Source organism: Armatimonadota bacterium (assembly GCA_031460175.1).
Taxonomy (GTDB): domain Bacteria; phylum Sysuimicrobiota; class Sysuimicrobiia; order Sysuimicrobiales; family Sysuimicrobiaceae; genus Sysuimicrobium; species Sysuimicrobium tengchongense.
In genome coordinates this window covers 235334-254067 of sequence record JAVKGW010000002.1, presented here as the reverse complement: position 1 = coordinate 254067, position 18734 = coordinate 235334, and the positions used below count along the sequence as shown (strand labels likewise).

The 18734-nt window shown below is 71.0% G+C and carries 14 protein-coding genes; 12 read left to right on the top strand and 2 right to left on the bottom strand.

Annotated elements, in window-relative coordinates:
• Window positions 1-7: 7 nt before the first annotated feature.
• From QN206_03970 to QN206_03930, 9 genes are read left to right on the top strand one after another with little or no spacing between them, the layout of a single operon-like run.
• Entirely contained in the window at window positions 8-1240 is a 1233-nt protein-coding gene (locus tag QN206_03970) for a thiolase family protein (GenBank protein MDR7613962.1), read from the top strand.
• A 3-nt stretch (window positions 1241-1243) separates the two neighbouring features.
• Entirely contained in the window at window positions 1244-2593 is a 1350-nt protein-coding gene (gene secD, locus QN206_03965; protein MDR7613961.1) for a protein translocase subunit SecD, read from the top strand.
• Window positions 2590-3564, top strand: a complete 975-nt coding sequence (gene secF / locus QN206_03960) for a protein translocase subunit SecF (protein MDR7613960.1) — start codon at window positions 2590-2592, stop codon at window positions 3562-3564. The genes secD and secF overlap by 4 nt, the downstream gene beginning before the upstream one ends.
• Window positions 3565-3589: 25 nt before the next feature.
• Window positions 3590-3898 (top strand): hypothetical protein, encoded by a 309-nt coding sequence (locus QN206_03955; protein ID MDR7613959.1) that lies wholly within the window; start codon window positions 3590-3592, stop codon window positions 3896-3898.
• Window positions 3873-7193, top strand: coding sequence for a single-stranded-DNA-specific exonuclease RecJ (gene recJ / locus QN206_03950; protein MDR7613958.1), 3321 nt, complete (start codon window positions 3873-3875; stop codon window positions 7191-7193). The genes QN206_03955 and recJ overlap by 26 nt, the downstream gene beginning before the upstream one ends.
• A gap of 7 nt (window positions 7194-7200) precedes the next feature.
• Window positions 7201-9402, top strand: coding sequence for a bifunctional (p)ppGpp synthetase/guanosine-3',5'-bis(diphosphate) 3'-pyrophosphohydrolase (locus QN206_03945; protein MDR7613957.1), 2202 nt, complete (start codon window positions 7201-7203; stop codon window positions 9400-9402).
• Window positions 9403-9459: 57 nt separating this feature from the next.
• Window positions 9460-10194: an enoyl-ACP reductase gene (locus QN206_03940; GenBank protein MDR7613956.1), complete on the top strand. Its 735-nt coding sequence runs from the start codon at window positions 9460-9462 to the stop codon at window positions 10192-10194.
• Window positions 10195-10196: 2 nt separating this feature from the next.
• Window positions 10197-10649: a D-aminoacyl-tRNA deacylase gene (gene dtd / locus QN206_03935; protein MDR7613955.1), complete on the top strand. Its 453-nt coding sequence runs from the start codon at window positions 10197-10199 to the stop codon at window positions 10647-10649.
• The gene (locus QN206_03930; GenBank protein MDR7613954.1) at window positions 10646-12262 is read left to right on the top strand and encodes an amidase; all 1617 of its coding nucleotides are present in this window, start codon (window positions 10646-10648) and stop codon (window positions 12260-12262) included. The genes dtd and QN206_03930 overlap by 4 nt, the downstream gene beginning before the upstream one ends.
• Here the strand turns inward: QN206_03930 and QN206_03925 are convergent.
• A complete protein-coding gene (locus tag QN206_03925; GenBank protein ID MDR7613953.1) occupies window positions 12259-13227 on the bottom strand; it encodes a dihydrodipicolinate reductase in 969 nt (322 codons plus the stop codon). The two genes, QN206_03930 and QN206_03925, sit on opposite strands and share 4 nt — an antisense overlap.
• Window positions 13228-13305: 78 nt before the next feature.
• Between QN206_03925 and QN206_03920 the strand changes: the two genes are divergently transcribed.
• The 3 genes from QN206_03920 (at window position 13306) to dprA (ending at window position 16266) form a co-directional block, all read left to right on the top strand.
• Complete coding sequence (locus tag QN206_03920) at window positions 13306-13515, top strand: hypothetical protein (GenBank protein MDR7613952.1); 210 nt, start codon at window positions 13306-13308, stop codon at window positions 13513-13515.
• 158 nt (window positions 13516-13673) lie between these two features.
• Window positions 13674-15197: a YifB family Mg chelatase-like AAA ATPase gene (locus QN206_03915; protein ID MDR7613951.1), complete on the top strand. Its 1524-nt coding sequence runs from the start codon at window positions 13674-13676 to the stop codon at window positions 15195-15197.
• 10 nt (window positions 15198-15207) lie between these two features.
• Window positions 15208-16266 (top strand): DNA-processing protein DprA, encoded by a 1059-nt coding sequence (gene dprA / locus QN206_03910; protein MDR7613950.1) that lies wholly within the window; start codon window positions 15208-15210, stop codon window positions 16264-16266.
• Here the strand turns inward: dprA and QN206_03905 are convergent.
• Window positions 16263-18722, bottom strand: a complete 2460-nt coding sequence (locus QN206_03905) for an adenosylcobalamin-dependent ribonucleoside-diphosphate reductase (GenBank protein MDR7613949.1) — start codon at window positions 18720-18722, stop codon at window positions 16263-16265. The two genes, dprA and QN206_03905, sit on opposite strands and share 4 nt — an antisense overlap.
• Window positions 18723-18734 lie beyond the last annotated feature (12 nt).

Below are 18734 nucleotides of genomic sequence, written 5' to 3'. Positions count from 1 at the left end.
GCAGGGAATGCGGGACGTGGTGATCGTGGACGCGGTGCGCACCCCCATCGGCCGGTACGGGGGGGCCTTGCGGGATGTGCGCCCGGATGATCTCGCCGCGGTGGTGATCTCCGCCCTCATCCGGCGGGCGGGACTGGATCCGGGCCGGGTTGACGACGTGATCCTGGGATGTGCCAACCAGGCGGGCGAGGACGGCCGGAACGTGGCCCGGATGGCCCTGCTGCAGGCAGGGCTTCCCGCGGAGGTCCCGGGCCAGACGGTAAACCGGCTGTGCGGGAGCGGGCTGCAGGCCGTGGTGACCGCCTATCACGCCATCCGGTGCGGGGAGGCAGACGTGGTCATCGCGGGCGGGGTGGAGAGCATGACCCGGGCGCCCTTCGTGGTGGCGAAATCTCCGGAGGCGTGGAGCCGCAGGCTGGAGGTCTACGACACCACCCTGGGCCCGCGCTTCACGAACCCGCGCCTCGTGGAGAAGTGGCCCGGCGTGGCCATGGCCCTGGGCGAGACCGCGGAGATCGTGGCGGAGCGGTACGGGATCACCCGGGAGGAGCAGGACCGCTACGCCCTCGAGAGCCAGCGGCGGGCGGCCCGCGCCATCGCGGAGGGACGGTTCCGGGAGGAGCTTGTTCCCGTGGTCGTCCCGGGGAAGGGGGAACCCGTGGTGGTGGAGGCGGACGAGCACCCCCGCCCGGACGTCACCTTGGACAGGCTCGCCGCCCTCCGTCCCGCCTTCCGCAGGGAGGGGACCGTGACCGCGGGCAACAGCTCCGGACTCAACGACGGGGCCGCGGCATTGCTGCTTGTGGATGCCCAGACCTGTTCGGACCTCCGCCTCCGGCCCCTGGCCCGCATCGTGGCCAGCGCGGTGGCAGGGGTGGATCCCGCGGTTATGGGCCTGGGGCCTGTTCCCGCCACCCGGAAGGCCCTGGCCCGAGCTGGGTTGCGGGTGGAGGACCTCGACCTCATCGAGCTCAACGAGGCCTTTGCGGCCCAGGTGCTGGCGTGCGTGCGGGAGCTGGGACTTCCTCCGGAGCGGGTGAACCCCAACGGCGGGGCCATCGCCTTGGGCCACCCTCTCGGCGCCAGCGGCGCCCGCATCCTCACCACCCTGGTGTGGGAGCTGCATCGTCGCCAGGCTCGGTACGGGCTTGCCACCATGTGCATCGGGGTGGGGCAGGGGATCGCGGTGGTCGTGGAGCGGATGGGATATAATGGGCGCGATGCCGAACGAGGAGCGTGACGGTTGCGAGGACATCCCCTGCGCATTCTGATCCTCCTGGCGATCGTCCTCGGGGCCTTCCAGTTGACCTTTCAGCCCCTGGGGTTTGACGGCCTCCGGCCCGTGCTGCAGCCCCTCCGGCCTCACATCCGGCTGGGGCTAGACCTCCAGGGCGGGACCCGCATCGTGCTGGAGGCCCAGCCTCGTCCCGGGGTCCAGGTCACCCCGGATAAGGTGGATGCCGCCATGCGGGTCATCGAGCGCCGCATCGACGCCCTGGGGATCGCGGAGCCGCTCCTGCAGCGCCAGGGCACGGACCGGATCATCGTGGAATTCCCGGGCCTGCAGGATCCGCAGCGGGCGAAGGAGCTCATCGGCCGCACGGCCCTGCTGGAGTTCGTGGACACAGACCACCAGAGTCTCCCGGAGGGCGCGGAGTGGCTCCCGGACAACCGACGGGTGCGGCTCCCCGACGGCCGCGTCCTCACGCTTCCCAAAAAGGTGGTGGTGACGGGGGCGGATTTGCGGGACGCGCGGGCGGAGCTGGATCCGCAAGGGTTGAACTGGGTGGTGCGGTTCCGGTTTGGGGGAGAGGGAGCCAGGAAGTTCGAGGAGCACACGGGCCGCAGCATCGGGGAGTACCTCACCATCGTCCTCGATAACCGGGTGATCAGCTCGCCCGTCATCCGGGCCCGGATCCCCGGAGAAGGGGTGATCGAGGGGAACTTCACCCCGGACCAGGCCCGGGACCTCGCCATCCTGCTGCGGGGTGGGGCGCTTCCCGTACCGGTCCAGCCCGTCGAGGAGCGCACGGTAGGGCCCACCCTGGGGCGGGATTCCATCGACCGCAGCCTGCGGGCGGGCTGGGTCGCCGCGGCCATGGTGGTGGCCTTGATGACCTCCTACTATGGCCTCGGAGGGCTGTTGGCCTCCGTGGCCTTGGGGATCTACGGGATCACCGTGCTCGGGGCGTTCACCGCCCTCGGCGCCACCCTCACGCTTCCCGGAATCGCGGGGTTCATCCTGAGCCTGGGGATGGCGGTGGACGGCAACGTGATCATCTTCGAGAAGGTTAAAGAGGAGCTCCGTACCGGAAAGCCGTTGCGGACGGCCATCGCCACGGGCTGGCGGCGGGCGATCGCGACCATCATCGACAGCAACGCCACCACCCTGATCGGCGCCGCGGTCCTCCTGTGGCTGGGGAGCGGCCCCATCCGGGGATTCGCGGTCACCCTCGTGATCGGCGTGCTGGTGAGCGTGTTCACCGCCGTCTTCGTCACCCGGTGGCTGGTGGAGCTGTGCGTGGACGGGGGGCTTGCGGGCTGGTTCGTGCGCATGGCCCGGTTGCCGCGTCCCACGGAGGCGGCGGCATGAGACGCTGGGATCTGATCGGACACCGCCGCTACCTGTACCTGGCCTCGCTCCTCATCGTCCTCATCGCGGGGGCAGCGCTTGGGGGCAACCTGGCCGCGGGACGCCCTCCCCTCAACTGGGGCGTGGACTTCACGGGGGGAACCCTGCTCCTCCTCCGGTTCGAGAACCGGGCGGTCACCACGGGCCAGGTGCGGGCCGCCCTGACCCCACTCCGGCTCGGGGAATCGGTGATCCAGCAGACCCCGGGGACCGCGGACGTCTCCATCCGGACCCGGCACCTCAGCGTCGCGGAGCGCAACCGGGTTCTCGAGACCCTGCGCAGGGCGGTGGGTCCGTTCACGGTGCTCAGCGTGGACGACGTGGGGCCCAAGATCGGTCGGGAACTGCGCAACATCGCCATCCTGGGCGTGGTGATCGGGCTCGCCCTCCAGGTGGTCTACGTGACCGTCCGCTTCCGCTCCTGGCACTACGCCCTCGCCGCGGACGTGGCCCTGGTGCACGATGTGCTGGTGGTCCTGGGGGCCTTCGCCCTGACCCGGGCCGTGGTCGATAGCGCCTTCGTGGCGGTCCTCCTCACGGTGGTGGGATACAGCATCAACGACACCATCGTGGTCTTCGACCGCATCCGGGAAAACCTGAACCTGCGCACCCGGGAGCCGTTTCCGGAGCTCGTGAACCGCAGCATCCTGGAGTCCCTGGTACGCTCCCTGGGAACGAGCGCCACCACCCTGCTCGCCATCGGGGCCGTCTACGTGTTCGGCGGCCCCACGATTCGGGACTTCGCCTTCGGCCTGTGCGTGGCGGTCCTCACGGGGGCCTACTCCTCCATCGGGGTCGCAAGCCCCCTCCTCGTGGACCTCGTGGCCCGGGCGGAGCGCAGAGCCCTCCTCGCCTCCACCTCCCCGCCCGCCTCCCGGGGGGAGGCGGTGGCGGCGGGAACGCGCCGGGGCCGGCGCCCTTCACGGTTTTGACGCGCTGGATGCTAAGGGAGTTCCCATGCGCGTGTTCCTGGTCGCCACCTTTCTCCTGGCCCTCCTCGCGGTAGGCGTGGTCCTGAGCAACCTCGAGACCCCGGAGACGGTGTCCCTGCGGTGGGGGCCGTGGGTGGCCTTCGAGGGTCCCCTCCCCAGTGCCATCGTGGCGGCCCTGTTCGTGGGCGCGGGGCTTCTCGGCCTTCCGCTCCTCGTGAGCAATCTCCTGCTCCGCACCAGGCTTCGGCGACTAGAGCGGGTGGTCCGGACGCCCGCCGCCCCTACGGCCGACCCCCTGACGGGAGGCGATGCGGAGCCCACGCGCAGGCTCTGAGGGCTCCGCCCTCCGGTGGCGGATCGCGGACCCGGATCCCCTCTGTGAAGTCCTCGCCCGCCGGTTAGAGCTCCCTTCCGTCCTCGTACAGGTCCTCCTGCGGCGCGGCTGCCGCACGGAGGAGGCGATCCGGGCCTTCCTGCGGGCGGATCTGGAGGACCTCCCGGATCCCGAACAGATCCCGGGGATGGCGCAGGCGGCCTCCCGGGTGGAGGAGGCGGTGGCCCGCGGGGACCCGATCGTGGTGTACGGGGACTACGACGCGGACGGGGTTTGCGCCTGCGCCATCCTCGTCCGTGGGCTTAGAGGGCTGGGCGCCTCGGTGATCCCGTACATCCCCCACCGGCTCCAGGAGGGATACGGGCTCTCCGCCCAGGCCGTGGAGCGCATCGCCGCGGGCGGTGCCCGCCTGCTCGTGGCCGTGGATTGCGGGATCGCCGCGGTGGAGGAGGTCGCCCTCGCCCGCCGCCTGGGAATGGGGGTGGTGGTGGTGGACCACCACGAGCCTCCCCCGCTCCTGCCCGATGCGGACGCCCTGGTGGACCCGAAGCTGGTCGGGACGGGGTTTCGGGAGTACTGCGCCGCCGGGCTTGCGTGGATGCTGATGCGACTCCTGTGGTCCCGACGAGGGATGGGACGAACCGGAGAGCTCCTGGAGCTGGCGGCCATCGGAACCCTGGCGGACGTGGTGCCGCTCGTGGGCCCCAACCGGATCCTCGCCAAGGTCGGCCTCGCCCGGATGCCCACGAGCCCCCTGCCGGGGCTGCAGGCCCTCCTGCGGGTCGCGGGCTTGTCCGACCGCGTGACCGCGGACGATGTGGTGTGGCGCCTGGCTCCCCGCCTGAACGCGAGTGGCCGGCTCCAGTCCGCCCGGCTCTCTTTGGAGTTGCTCCTCACGGAGGATCCGGAGGAGGCGGGACGGCTGAGCGCGGAATTGGAGGCCCTCAACCAGAGGCGCCAGCGCTTGCAGGAGGAGGTGGTGGAGGCCGCCGTGCGGGCCGCGCGGAGCCTGGATCCCGGGAGCCGCGCCACCCTGGTCCTCTGGGGGGAGTGGCACCCGGGGGTATTGGGGATCGCCGCGGGCAAGGTCCGGGAAGCCTTCTACCGGCCTACCGTCCTGCTGAGCGTGGAGGGAGGGAGAGCCCGGGGGAGCGGCCGCAGCGTCCCGGAGGTGAACCTGGTGGAGGCCCTGAGGGCGTGCGCCCCGCTGCTGGAGGCCTTCGGAGGCCATGCCCAGGCCGCGGGCCTGAGTCTTCCGGTCGAGCACCTGGAGGCTTTCCGGGAGCGGTTCGAGGAGGCGGTACGGTCCCGGATCCGCCCCGAGGACCTCGTCCCCACCCTGGACCTGGACGCGGAGCTCTCGCTCGCGGAACTCGATGACCGGCTCGTCCAGGCGCTGCTAAGCCTGGAACCGCACGGAGTGGGAAATCCCCGTCCCCTGTTTTCCCTGCGCGGCCTCCAGGTGGTGGACAGCCGTCTGGTGGGCAACGACGCCGCCCACCTCCAGCTCTGGCTTCTTCAGGGCACCCGCCGGGTGGAAGCCATCGCGTTCGGGTTAGGGGAGCGGGCGGAGCCCCTCGCCCTTTCTGCCCCGCGGGTGGACGTGGCGGCCTCCGTGGAACCGACCCCCTGGCCCGATCGGGGTGGGGTTCGGCTCCTGATCCAGGACCTCCGGCTCGCCAGGACCTGCCCGGAGACGGAGCGGGTTCTGGAGCGCCTGTTCGGACGGGCGAGCGAGTACTGGGAACCGGATCGATGGGGGTGGGTGCGGTCCCGCTCGTTCGAGTTGGAGATCCCCTGCGCGGTGGGGACCCCCGACCTGGCGGACGGACGGGTCCTCCGGTTCCACCGGGAGCCGGACCATCCCCTGGACCCGTACGCGGTCCGGCTGAACCTGGAAGACGGACGTTCCCTCGGTTTCCTTCCCCCGGAGGTGGCAGGCCAGATCGCCCCGGACCTCGATCGGGGCGGGTCCTATCGGGCCGTGGTGGTGGAGGCGGGATCGGACCGCGTGCGGATCCGGGTGGAGCGGGAGGTGGGGGAGAGCGGGTCGGAAGGGGAGAATGCGCTGGAGAGCCGACTCCTCCAGGGGGAGAGGCTTGTGGACCGGGCCCGGAGATGGCTGGACGCGACGCGGCAGGGCAAGGGAGCCCTCGTGGGCGGCCCTGGGCGGGGTCTGTGGAAGGTGCTGCTGGTCGGGATCGCGGAGGAGGCCTGTCGGGGAAGGAGGGTGGTGTGCGTCTGGCCCACCCATGACCTCGCGGATGCCCGATGGAGGCAGTGGGGTCCGAAGCTGTGGGCGTGCGGGATCCGGGTGACCTGCATGCACGGGATGTTCAGGGAACCCGGTACGGCCCAGGCGCCCGTGGTCTTCACCACCTTCTCCTACCTCTCCCGCCACCCGGATCTGTTGACCCCTCAGGACGTGCTCGTGGGGGAGTCCCTGCTCCTTCCGGAGATGGCGCTCCGGCACCTTGGCCCCGTGCGGTGGAACCTGTGGTCCACACACGCGGAACCGCCCCCGGGATGGGTCTCGGAGTACGGGGGTGGGGCACGCCTGGAGGTGACTCTCGACGACTGCCGGGGCCGACGGGGAGCGGACCTGATCGAGGACCTCGTGGGGTTCGGAGAGCGGGTCGTGGTCTTCGAGGCGAGCCCTCAGGAAGCGGTGCGGACCGCGGAGGTCCTACAGGCCCGGTTCCCGGAGGTGGGCATCGCCTACGATCACCCGTTTCTCCCGCAACCCCTCCGGGTCGGCCTGCACGCCCTCCTCTCCCTCCGCCGCCTGCAGGTTCTGGTGTGCGTGGGTCCCCCGCCCGAGGAAGGGAGTGCACGGGCTGATCACGTGGTGTGGCGCGTCCCACAACCCCGAGCCCTCTTCCTCCTCCAGGCCGCGTGTGCCGCATCGGGCCGGGAGCGTGTTACACTGCATCTAGCCTTCGATGCCGAGGACGGCAGGCGGGTCCGGGAGGCGTGGGAGGAGGCGTATCCGTCGCGGAAGACCCTGGCGCGGGCGTACCGGCGGCTTCGGGCGGGCGTCCGACCCGTGACCTCCGCGGAGAGCCTCCCCGCGGCGCTCGCCATCCTCGCGGAGCTCGGGGTGGTGGAGGAGGTCGGAGGGGAGTGGCGGGTGTGCCCGGGGCAGAAGCGGGCAGATCTGGCGGCATCCGACCGGTTTCTAGAAGGGGAGGAGATCCGGCGAGCCCTGGAGCAGGGGATCCGGTGGATGCGGCGGGCGGGTGCCGTGGAGGTCCTGGAGGCGGTGGCTGGCCCCGCCGTTCCTCCCGTGGGGTGAAGCGGGAATGGCGCTTGAGGAGCTGAGGGCGGAAGCGGCGCTGCCGCCGGAGATGCAGCGGGTTCTGGAACGGGTCCGGGAGGCGAATCCGCAGGCGGACCTTGCCTTGCTGCAGCGGGCCTATGCCTTCGCCGCGGAGGCGCACGAGGGGCAGTACCGGCGCAGCGGGGAACCCTATGTCCACCACGCCATCGCGGTGGCGGAGATCCTGGCTTCCCTGCGCCTGGATCCCGTGACCGTGGCCGCGGGACTGCTGCACGACGTCCCCGAGGACACCAAGCACACCCTCGAGGAGATCCGCCAGACCTTCGGGGAGGAGATCGCCGCCCTGGTGGACGGGGTCACGAAGCTCGGCAGGATCCAGTGGAAGAGCCGGGAGGAACGCCAGGCGGAGAACCTCCGCAAGATGCTCCTCGCCATGGCGAAGGACATCCGCATCATCCTCATCAAGCTGGCGGATCGGCTCCACAATCTGCGCACCATCGCCGCCATGCCTCCGGACCACCAGCGCCGCAAGGCCCAGGAGACCCTGGAGATCTACGCGCCCCTGGCGAAGCGCTTGGGCATCGGGCAGCTGCAGAACGAACTGGAAGACCTCTCCTTCGCCATCCTGGAGCCGGAGGCGTACCGGGAGATCACGGAGGCCCTGCGGGAGGCCCAGGCCCAGCAGGAGGAGATCCTGCAGAGCGTGAAGGAGGAGCTGTACCGGGAGCTGAACCGGGCGGGGATCCGGGTGGATCGCGCGAACATCACCGCACGTCCCAAGCACGCCTACAGCATCTACCGGAAGCTGCAGCGACCGGAGTATCAGGGGAAAGGATTGAGCCGCGTCTACGACCGTCTGGGGGTTCGGGTCATCGTGGACGACGTGAAGGACTGCTACGCGGCCCTGGGGGTCATCCACTCCCTGTGGCGGCCCATTCCGGGGGAGTTCGACGACTACATCGCGAACCCGAAGCCCAGCGGCTACCGGTCCCTGCACACCACGGTGATCTACCGGGGGATGCCCCTGGAGGTGCAGATCCGCACCCACCAGATGCACCAGGAGGCGGAGTACGGGATCGCGGCCCACTGGCGGTACAAGGAGGGCCGCGTGGGCGTCCGGGATCGGGCCTTCGAGGAGAAGCTGAGCTGGCTGCGGCAGCTCCTGGAGTGGCATCAGGAGATGAAGGACGCCCGGGAGTTCATGCGGTCCGTAAAGCTGGACCTCTTCCAGAACGAGGTCTTCGTCTTCACCCCCAAGGGGGACGTGATCGACCTGCCGAGCGGGGCCACGCCCGTGGACTTCGCGTACCGCATCCACACGGATGTGGGCCACCACTGCGTGGGCGCCAAAGTGAACGGGCGCCTGGTCCCCCTGAGCTACCGGTTGCAGAGCGGGGACATCGTGGAGATCCTCACCTCGAAGACCTCCCCGGGACCCAGCCGGGACTGGCTGGGGTTCGTGGTCACCAGCAACGCCCGGACCAAGATCCGGCAGTGGTTCCGAAAGCAGCAGCGGGAGGAGAACATCGCCCGGGGAAGGGAGCTGCTGGAGCGGGAGCTGCGCCGGCTGGGGCTGCTCGGGCAGCTGCTGAAAACGGAGCGGCTGCGCCAAGCGGCGGAGCGGCTGCAGCTGCAGGCCGAGGAGGACATCTACGCGGCCCTGGGGAACGGCGACCTCACCCTCCTGCAGGTGGTGCAGGCCCTGCAGGGGCCTGAAACGCCGGTCCCGGAGACCCCCCCCGCACACGCGCCGGCTCCCCCGCCGCCCGTGCACACGGCCCGGGGGCTCCGGGTCCGGGGCGCGGACAACCTGCTCACCACCCTGGCCCGTTGCTGCATGCCCCTGCCGGGGGACCCGGTGGTGGGCTACATCACCCGGGGAAGGGGAGTGACCATCCACCGCCGCGACTGTCCCAACCTCCAGCACCTCCGCCGGCAGCCCGAACGGCTGTTGGAGGTGGAGTGGGAGCCGTCCGAGGACGGCACATATCCCGTGGAGCTCCAGATCGAGGCCCTGGACCGGGTGGGCCTCTTGAAGGATGTTTTGAGCGCGGTGGCGGACACCCGGACGAACGTGCGGAGCGTGAATGCCCGGGTTCGGCGGGACAAGGTGGGCGTCATCGATCTCGTGCTGGACATCCGCAACGTGGGCCAGCTCACCACGGTGATGCAGCGCATCAGCAAGGTGCCTGACGTCTACCGCGTGGAGCGCGTTTCCAGCTGACGCCACGGAGGGAGGGAGACCGTGCCGGGGTTGCTGGCGGGGAAAAACGCCCTCGTGATGGGGGTGGCGAACCGGTGGAGCATCGCCTGGGGAATCGCCCGTGCCCTCCACCGGGAGGGTGCCCGTTGCCTTCTCACCTATCTCGGGGAACGGGAGGAGGAGACGGTCCGCAAGCTGGCGGAGGAGCTGGGGGGAGCCAGGGCCCTGCCCTGCGACGTCTCGCGGGAGGAGGACCTGGCCCGGCTGCAGCAGGCTCTGCGGGAGGACCCGGGGGAGGTCCACGTCCTCGTGCACAGCATCGCCTATGCCCGCACGGAGGATCTCCGGGGGAGGTTCGTGGACACGAGCCGGGAGGGATATCTGGTGGCCCAAGAGGTGAGTGCCTATTCCCTCGTGGCATGCGCCCGGGCCCTGGCGCCGCTGATGCCTTCCGGCGGCAGCATCCTCACCCTCACCTTCGCCGCGAGCTCCCGGGTGTACCCCAACTACAACGTCATGGCCCCCGCGAAGGCGGCCCTGGAGTGCATCGTGCGGTACCTGGCCTACGAGCTGGGGCCGCAGGGGATCCGGGTGAACGCCATCTCCGCGGGCCCCATCAAGACCGCCTCCGCCCGGGCCGTGGCGGGCTTTACGGAGTTCCTCAGGGTCTACGCGGAGCGTGCCCCTCTCCGCCGCACTGTGGAGGCGGAGGACGTGGGGGACGTGGCGGTGTTCCTGGCGAGCGACCTCAGCCGGGCGATGACGGGTCAGGTGCTCTTCGCGGACGCGGGCTACCACGTCCTGGGCATCTAGCCATGCGGGCGGTGGTGCAGCGGGTCTCGCGGGGCGCGGTTCGGATCGGGGAGGAGCTCGTGGCGGAGATCGGCCCGGGGCTCGTGGTGCTGGTGGGCGTGCACGTTCGGGACACGGAGGAGGAGGCCCGGTACCTTGCCCGGAAGGTGGCGCAGCTGCGGGTCTTCCCGGACGAGGGCGGGAAGCTGAACCGGTCTGTGCGGGAGGTGGGCGGCTCCGTGCTCTCCGTCTCCCAGTTCACCCTGTACGGGGACGTGCGCAGGGGCAACCGTCCCGGGTTCGTGGAGGCGGCTCCCCCGGAGGTCGCCCGAGGACTGTACGAGGTCTTCAACGAGACCCTGCGGGCGTTCGGCGTGCCCGTGCGGACGGGGGTGTTCGGCGCCGTGATGCGGGTGGAGATCCTCAACGAGGGGCCCGTCACCATCCTGCTGGATACCGCGGAGCTGCGATCGTGACGGAGGCCCAGCTGGTCCGCGAGACCCTGCGGCGGTACGGCCTGCGGGTCTCACCCGAGGATGAAGAGCGCGCCGCAGCGCAGCTCCGGGCAGTCCTGCGCCGCCTGGAGCCTCTGGAGTGGGTGGAGGCCCACGATCCACCCGCGGACCTGGATTGGGCGGAGTTCGCTTGCGCGCCGCGGAACCGGCTCGGGAGCATCGTGGAGGGATTGTCGAGAGAGCCTCCTCACCCTCCGGAGGATCCCCTGAGCCTTTCCCTGGTGCACGTGGCCCAGGCCATCCGCCATCGGAGGATCTCCCCGCGGGAGGTGGTGGAGGCCGCTGTCGAGCGCATCGAGGGGATCAATCCCACCCTGGGGGCCTTCCTCTCCGTGGACCCGGAGACCGCCCTGCGGCGGGCCCGGGAGGCGGAGGAGGCGGCCGTGCGGGGGGCGTGGTGGGGGCCGCTACACGGGATCCCCGTCGCCCTCAAGGACCTCATCGCCCAGGAGGGCGCCCCGTGGACCTGCGGATCCATCCTCCGCCGGGACGTGGTGGCCAGGGAGGACGCCCAGGTGACGGCCCGGCTGCGGGGGGCGGGGGTTGTGTTCGTGGGGAGGACGCACCTGCACGAGTGGGCCTACGGGGTGTCCAACGAGAACCCACACTTCGGCCCTGCCCGCAACCCGTGGGATCCCGGGCGCACGCCCGGCGGCTCCAGCGGTGGGAGCGGGGTGGCGCTGGCCACCGGGTGCGTCTACGGGTCCCTGGGGACGGATACCGGGGGATCCATCCGGATCCCTGCGGCCCTTTGCGGCATCGTGGGCCTCAAACCCACGTACGGGCTTTTGCCCACGCACGGCGTCTACCCCCTCTCGTGGTCCCTGGATCACGTGGGTCCCATGGCCCGTACCGTGGACGACGTGGCCCTCCTCCTGGAGGTGCTGACCGGAACTCCCTGGGGGAGGAGCGCGAGGATCCGGGGCGTGCGGGTGGGGGTGCTCCGGACCTTTTTCGAGGACGCGCTGGATGCGGAGGTGGCCCGCGCGGTCGAGGCCGCGGTGGAAACCCTCCAGCACCTGGGGGCGAACGTGGAAGAGGTGCAGGTGGACGGGCTGGAGGTGGCCTCCGCGGTGGCCACGGCCCTCCTCATGGTGGAGGCGAGCACGGGGCACTTACAGACCCTGCGGGAAACCCCCCACGCCTACGGCCAGGACGTGCGGGAGCGGCTGCTGGTGGGATTGGCCCTCGCGGGCGAGCGCTACGTACGCGCGAGATCCGTGCGCCGCGCCTTGATCCGCCGCTTCCTGCAGGAGGTGTTCCCCCGGGTGGACGTGTTGGTTTCCCCCACGGTTCCCGTTCCCGCTCCACCCTTGAAGGAGGAGACCACGTACCTCGCGGGGAAACCCTACAACACCCGCGCGCTCCTCACCCGGTTCACCAACCCCTTCAACGCCCTCGGGTTCCCTGCCCTCTCCGTCCCGTGCGGGTTCGTGGCGGGCCTCCCCGTGGGGCTGCAGTTGGTGGGTCCCCCCTTCCAGGAGGCGGTGCTCCTCCGGGTGGCCCGGGCCTACGAGCAGGCCCGCGGTCCCCTTCCCATGCCCACCGGTGGTCCCCGGGACCCAGGTCGCTAGAAGGCGGGCGGGGCCGAACCCGTATATCGGATGGGCGGGAGGTCGAGGACGGTGCGGAGCCCGGGGGGAGCCTGGGCCACGATGGGGATGGTGTTCACCGCGAGGGCGCAGGTGGCCACATCCCCGTGGAGGCCGCCGGGAATCTCCAATTCGATGGGAGGCTCCCCCTGAATCCGGATCCGATCCACGGGGGTCAGGCCCAGGGCGAGGGTGAGCTCCAGCCGGATGCGCTCCTCCCCGTCCACCAGACCCCTCGCCACCTGGTGCACCCCGGCCACCCCCGGAAGACCGGGGACGCGCACGGGCTCCACGTGGTCCGCGATGATCTCCAGCGGCCAGCCCAGCGCCGCGCCGATGAGCGCCACGGATTCCGGGAGGCCTACGTGTCCCACCCTGCCTTCCGCGATCCCGCTCCAGAACTCCTCCTCCGAGAGCCCTACCCCGGCCTTGCGCCGGAGGGCTTCCCGCCGGCGGGATACGTCCACCCGCCGCTCCACCTGGACGGACCCTACCTTGACACACGCCGCGGTGAGCACCACGGGAAGGAGGTCCATCACGAAGCCCGGATTTACCCCGACCCCGGTCACCGTGACCCCGCGGGCGCGGGCGGCCTCGTCCAGCCGCTCCGCCTCCCGGGCGTGGTGGAACCAGGGATACGCCAGCTCCTCGCAGGTGGAGATCACGTTGGCCCCCGCTTGGACCAGTTCCAGGATCTGCGGCGCCACCTGAGCGAGGTGCGAGTGGGTGGCGTGGAGGACCACGTCGGCCTGCTCCGCGATGGCACCATCCGCGCTCACCCGGACACCCACCTCGGCCGTGCCGAGGAGTTCTCCCAGGTCGCGCCCCACCTTCTCGGGCGCCACGTCCACGGCGCCCACCAGCTCCACCTCCGGGCGCTCGAGGAGGATCCGGGCGATGCCGAGCCCGATGGCGCCTAACCCGTACTGCACCACCCGGAACCGCACTCCATCCTCCCTCCGGGATCTCAGGCCAGTATACCGCGCCGAAGAGGGGACGCACCGGAAGGCGCAGAAGGAGAGGGTGTGGCGGGATTCGCGGTGCTGGCCCCGGGCGGGAACGCCCTCCTGCGGGAAGGAGGAGACGTCTCCGTGGAGGCAGAGCAGGCCACCCTCCGGAGTCCCGCGGAGCAGATCGCGGCGCTCACCGCTCCGCGGAGGCGCTGGAGCGCGCCTTCTAACGTCCGGGACCTCTTCCGAGGAGGAGGCCCGGGCCCTCGGGAGGCGGGTGGGTAAGGAAGCGGTGATCGCCGCCACGGAAGAGGTGGTACGGGCGGTACAGGGGGAGGCGGGAACCCGCATCGTCCCCGACCATTGACCTGCGGAGGATTCCGGCCCGAAAATCCGGCTCCGCCCGCGTTCACTCCCGCGGAAGGATCTCTGAGGAGGCGCGCATGCTGGCGCAGGTCGTCTCCGCGTCGGTGTTCGGGCTGGAGGCCTATCCCGTGGCCGTGCAGGTAGATGTGGCCACGGGGCTTCCGGGCTTCACCATCGTGGGGCTTCCGGACGCCGCGATCCAGGAGGCCAAGGAACGGGTGCGGGCCGCCCTCAAGAACGCGAGCTACGAGGTTCCCGCCCGCCGCATCACCGTGAACCTGGCGCCCGCGGATGTGCGCAAGGAGGGTCCCGGGTTCGATCTTCCCATGGCCGTGGGGATCCTGGTGGCCACGGGACAGCTCCCGCGGGAGGCCTCCCACGGGACCGCGATGCTGGGCGAGCTGGGTCTAGACGGGAGCGTGCGGCCGATCACCGGCGTCCTCTCCGCGGCCCTGGTGGCCTCCCGGATGGGCCTGCGGCGCATCCTCGTGCCCGCGGAGAACGCTATGGAGGCCGCCATCGTCCCGGGACTGGAGGTCTACGGGGTCTCCCACCTCCTGGAGGCGGTGCAGTTTCTGGCCGGCGAGCTCAACCTCCGGCCGGTGCAGCGCAACGGGACGGAGGGGGAAGAACCCGCGGACGAGGTGGATTTCGCGGAGGTCCGGGGCCAGGAGCACGCCCGGAGAGCCCTGGAGATCGCGGCCGCGGGCGGGCACAACGTGCTGCTGGTGGGGCCTCCCGGGTCCGGCAAAACCATGCTGGCTCGCCGGCTCAGCACCATCCTTCCCCCCCTCGAGTGGGAGGAGGCGGTGGAGGTAACCCGCATCTACAGCGTGGCGGGAATGCTTCCGGCCCGGGGCACCCTTCTCCGGCGGCCGCCCTTCCGGGCTCCCCATCATAGCGCGAGCGCCGCCGCCCTCCTCGGCGGTGGGACGGTTCCGCGTCCGGGGGAAGTGAGCCTGGCCCACCGAGGGGTGCTCTTTCTGGACGAGCTTCCGGAGTTCCACCGGGACGTGTTGGAGGCCCTGCGCCAGCCCATCGAGGAGGGCCGGGTGACCCTAGCCCGGGCCGCGGCCACGGTAACCTTCCCCGCGGCCTTCCTGCTGGTCTGCGCCATGAATCCATGTCCCTGCGGGCACCTGGGCGATCGGGTGCGGGAGTGCACCTGCACGCCGAGCCAGGTGCGTCGCTACCAGGCCAAGGTCTCCGGCCCGCTCCTGGACCGCATCGATCTGCACGTGGAGGTTCCGCGACTTGCGCCGCACGCTCTGCTGGAGGAGCGTCCGGGAGAGGGCTCCGGGGTCATCCGGGAGCGGGTGGTCCGGGCCCGGCGCATCCAGCAGGAGCGGCTCCGTGGGACACCGTACCGCACGAACGCCCAGATGCCTCCCGGGATGGTGCGGAGGGTGTGCGGGCTGGACGAGGCGGGCAAGGCGCTCCTGCGCACCGCCATCGAGCGCCTGGGGCTTTCCGCCCGCGCGTGCGACCGCGTCCTCCGGGTGGCCCGCACCATCGCGGACCTGGAAGCGTCCGAGCGCATCACGCCCGCCCATCTCGCGGAGGCCATCCAGTACCGGGTGCTGGACCGGCGGGTGCTGTAGGGGGGTGGCCTTGACGGACCGGGAGGCCTGCATCCTGCTCAACGCCGTGCCCGGGATCCCACCCCGCACCAAGCACCGCCTCCTCGGGGCCCTGGGATCTCCCGCCGCGGTCGTGCGGTCCCCCCGGGACGTACTGGCGGAATTCGTCACGGAACGGGCTGCGGAGCGGATCGCGGCCTTCTGCGCCGCCCATGATCCACAAGCGTTCCTCACCGAGGCGGAGGCCCTGGGGGCCCGACTCGTCACCCTCGCGGATCCCGAGTACCCGGATCTCCTCCGCTCGCTTTCGGACCCACCCCTCGCCCTGTACGTCCGGGGAAGCCTTCCAGAGGCTTGCCGCGTGGCCGTGGTGGGGACCCGCCGGCCCTCCCCGGACGGCCTGGAGGTGGCCCGCCGGCTTTCCGCGGACCTCGCCGCGGCTGGGGTCTGCGTGGTGAGCGGGCTCGCCCGGGGAATCGACGCCGCCGCGCACCGGGGAGCGCTCGAGGGGGATGGCCTGACCGTGGCCGTCCTCGGGTGTGGGATCGACCGGATCTGGCCCGCGGAACACGCGGATCTCCTGGAGCAGATCGCGGAACACGGCGCGGTCCTCTCCGAGTACCCACCGGGTACCCCACCGCTCCGGCACCACTTCCCGGCCCGAAACCGGATTCTCGCCGCGCTCGGCCGGGCCGTGGTGGTGGTGGAGGCCCGGGAGCGGAGCGGAGCCCTCCTCACCGCGGAGTTTGCCCTGGATCTGGGACGGGAGGTGTTCGCGGTCCCCGGCTGTGTGCTGAACCCCCGAAGCCGGGGACCGCATCAGCTGCTGCGGGAAGGCGCGCACCTCGCAGAGTCCGCGGAGGACGTGCTCTCCGTCCTGGGGCTTCCCCGGGGCTCGCGCGGGCCCACAGCACCGCTTTCAGACGCGGAGGCCGCCCTGGTGAACCTCCTGGAGGAACCCCGATACCTCGACGAGCTGGTACGGGCCACGGGCCGGTCTCCGGCCGTGGTGGCCGCCCTCCTGGTCGCCCTGGAGGTCCGGGGGGTCGTGCGGCGGCTTGCGGGAGGCCGGTACGGGCGGGCCCGTTAGCACTCCCGGAACCCGCAGTGGGTGCATACCGTGCACCCGCCCACGGTCACGAGCTCCCACCGCTGGCAGCGGGGGCAGAGGTTGGCAAACCCCCGCGCCTCCGCGGAAGGCGCAAGATGCCCCTCCTCCCGCCGTACCCCCCGGTCCGCGAGGTACTTCTTGAGGGCCAGGGCGAAGGCGTCCGGGATGCTGCGAACCCGTTCCGCTCCGTAGCCCAGCCAGCGGGACCCGCCGATCCCTTCCAGTTGGTCCACGATGAGCTGCAGCCGCTCCAGCCCGCTCCCGGGACCCCGCAGCCGCAGCAGGATGCTGCAAAGCCGGCCGATGGCCTCCGCGTCCGCCTCCGCGTCGCTTCCCGCCTTCCCGAGCCGGCCGAAGACCTCGAAGGGCTCCCCCCCGTGCTCCGTGATGGTGACGAAGGCGGTGCCGAAGGGCGTGGGGATGCGGTAGGTGGGCCCTTCTAGCCGCTCCGGCCGTTCCTGCAACAACCCCTCCCCTTCCGAGCCCCTCCCCCGCACCCGCTCCACCAGGGCCCGCACCACCGCCTCGATCTGCTCCTCCGGCGGCCGTTCCTCTCCCACCTGGAGATCCGGCAGGGCCTGCCGGGCCAAGGTCTGCACGCGATCCCGGAGGAGTGTGATGGAGCTGCGCCTTGCCTCCTCCGGGGTCAGCAGGATCCCCTCCCGGGACCCTTCCCGGTAGACGCTTACGCCCTTCAGCCCCATGCGCCATGCGTGGAGGTAGATGCGCTCCACGGTCTCCACAGGGGTGGTGCGGGGGAGGTTGATGGTGCTGCTGATGCTCTGGTCGATGTGGCGCTGGAGGGCCGCCTGCATCTCCACCCGCCTCAGGGGATCCACGCGGTGCGCGGTGACGAAGTACGGGGGGAGCCGCTCCGCGAGATACCCTTCCGGGTCCTCCGTGCCTTCTAGTTCCGTGGGGTCCAGGCCTTGTCCCGCCACCTCGAGGTATCGGGCCACCACGGGATGGAGCACGCGGAAGCTCTGCCGCGAGAGGGATTCGCTGCGCCGCACGTAGCTGAGGGCGAAGACGGGTTCGAGCCCGTTGCTGACCCCGGCCATGGCGGACCCGCTTCCCACGGGCGGGATGGTGAGGAGGCTCACGTTCCGCAGTCCGTGCTTGCGGATCCCCTCCAGGATGTCCTCCGGGAAGTCGCGGAAGAACGGGGAATCCAGGTGCCGGTGGGGGTCGAAGGCCGGGAACGGGCCCTTCTCCTGCGCGAGGGCGATGCTGGCCCGGTATGCCCGTTCCTTGACGAAGCGCATGACCCGCTCCGCAAAGGCGATGCCCTCGTCGCTGTCGTACCGGAGTCCCAACAGGATGAGGGCATCCGCGAGCCCCGTGATCCCGAGCCCGATCCGGCGGGCCCGGAGGGAAGCCTCCTCCTGATGGGGGAGGGCGTGCCGACCCCGATTGTAGTCGTGCACGTTGTCCAGCAGCCGCACGCCCACCTCCACCGCGCGTCCCAGGGTGTCGAAGTCCAGCCGGGCCTGCGGGGTGAAGGGGTCCTGCACGAACCACACCAGGTTCAGGGAGCCCAGATCGCATGACCCTCCGTGCTCCAGGGGCTCCTCGCCGCATGGGTTCGTGGTCACGGGGGCCATCCCTCCGTAGTTGGAGGTGCTCAGACGCAGCACCGTGTCCCAGAAAAGTACCCCGGGCTCCGCCCAGTCCCGGGCTCCCTGCACGAGCTCCTGCCACAGCTGCCGGGCGGGGATCACCCGCTCGATCCGGCCCACCTCCGGCCCCTCGAACCACAGACGCCAGGGCTCGTCCCGTTCCACGGCCCGCAGGAAGGCGTCGCTGAGCCGCACGCTGATGTTCGCGAACCGGACGCTCGCCAGATCCCGCTTGACCCTGCAGAACTCCAACACGTCCGGGTGGTGGTCCGCGATGGTGATCATGAGCGCGCCGCGCCGGCCCGCCTGTCCGATGATGCCCGTGGTGAGGGAAAACAGCTCCATGAAGCTCACGGCTCCCGTGCTCACCCGGGCCGCGTTGTGCACGGGAGCGCCCCGGGGCCGCAGGGGCGAGATGTCCGTGCCCACCCCACCCCCGCGACTATAGGTGCGGGCACAGTTCTGCACCGCGGCGAAGATGGCCTCCAGGCTGTCCCCCTGAATGGCCTCCACGTAGCAGTTGATGAGGGTGACCTTGCGGGGGTTCCCCGCCCCGTGCAGGATGCGCCCCCCCGGGAGGAACTTGAAGTCCTCCAGGAGCCAGTAGAACGCCCGTTCCCAGGAAGCCTTCCGCTCCGGATCCGGCTCCACGCTCGCCAGCTCCCGGGCCACCCGGAGCCACATGGCCTCAGGGCGGGTCTCCAGGACCCGATCCTCCAGATCCCGAAGGGCATACTTCTCGTAGAACACCAGGGCCCGGAGGGGATCTCCCCCGAAAGCCTCCAGGGTCTCGGGCGGGAGCGAAGGTTCCGCCATCCCAGACCCATT

Excerpts from the sequence above, each read along its gene's own strand:
- QN206_03970 (MDR7613962.1), top strand. The coding sequence starts at position 8 with ATGCGGGACGTGGTGATCGTGGACGCGGTGCGCACCCCCATCGGCCGG.
- secF (MDR7613960.1), top strand. The coding sequence starts at position 2,590 with ATGAGACGCTGGGATCTGATCGGACACCGCCGCTACCTGTACCTGGCC.
- QN206_03955 (MDR7613959.1), top strand. The coding sequence starts at position 3,590 with ATGCGCGTGTTCCTGGTCGCCACCTTTCTCCTGGCCCTCCTCGCGGTA.
- recJ (MDR7613958.1), top strand. The coding sequence starts at position 3,873 with ATGCGGAGCCCACGCGCAGGCTCTGAGGGCTCCGCCCTCCGGTGGCGG.
- QN206_03945 (MDR7613957.1), top strand. The coding sequence starts at position 7,201 with ATGGCGCTTGAGGAGCTGAGGGCGGAAGCGGCGCTGCCGCCGGAGATG.
- QN206_03940 (MDR7613956.1), top strand. The coding sequence starts at position 9,460 with ATGGGGGTGGCGAACCGGTGGAGCATCGCCTGGGGAATCGCCCGTGCC.
- dtd (MDR7613955.1), top strand. The coding sequence starts at position 10,197 with ATGCGGGCGGTGGTGCAGCGGGTCTCGCGGGGCGCGGTTCGGATCGGG.
- QN206_03915 (MDR7613951.1), top strand. The coding sequence starts at position 13,674 with ATGCTGGCGCAGGTCGTCTCCGCGTCGGTGTTCGGGCTGGAGGCCTAT.
- QN206_03905 (MDR7613949.1), bottom strand. The coding sequence starts at position 18,722 with ATGGCGGAACCTTCGCTCCCGCCCGAGACCCTGGAGGCTTTCGGGGGA.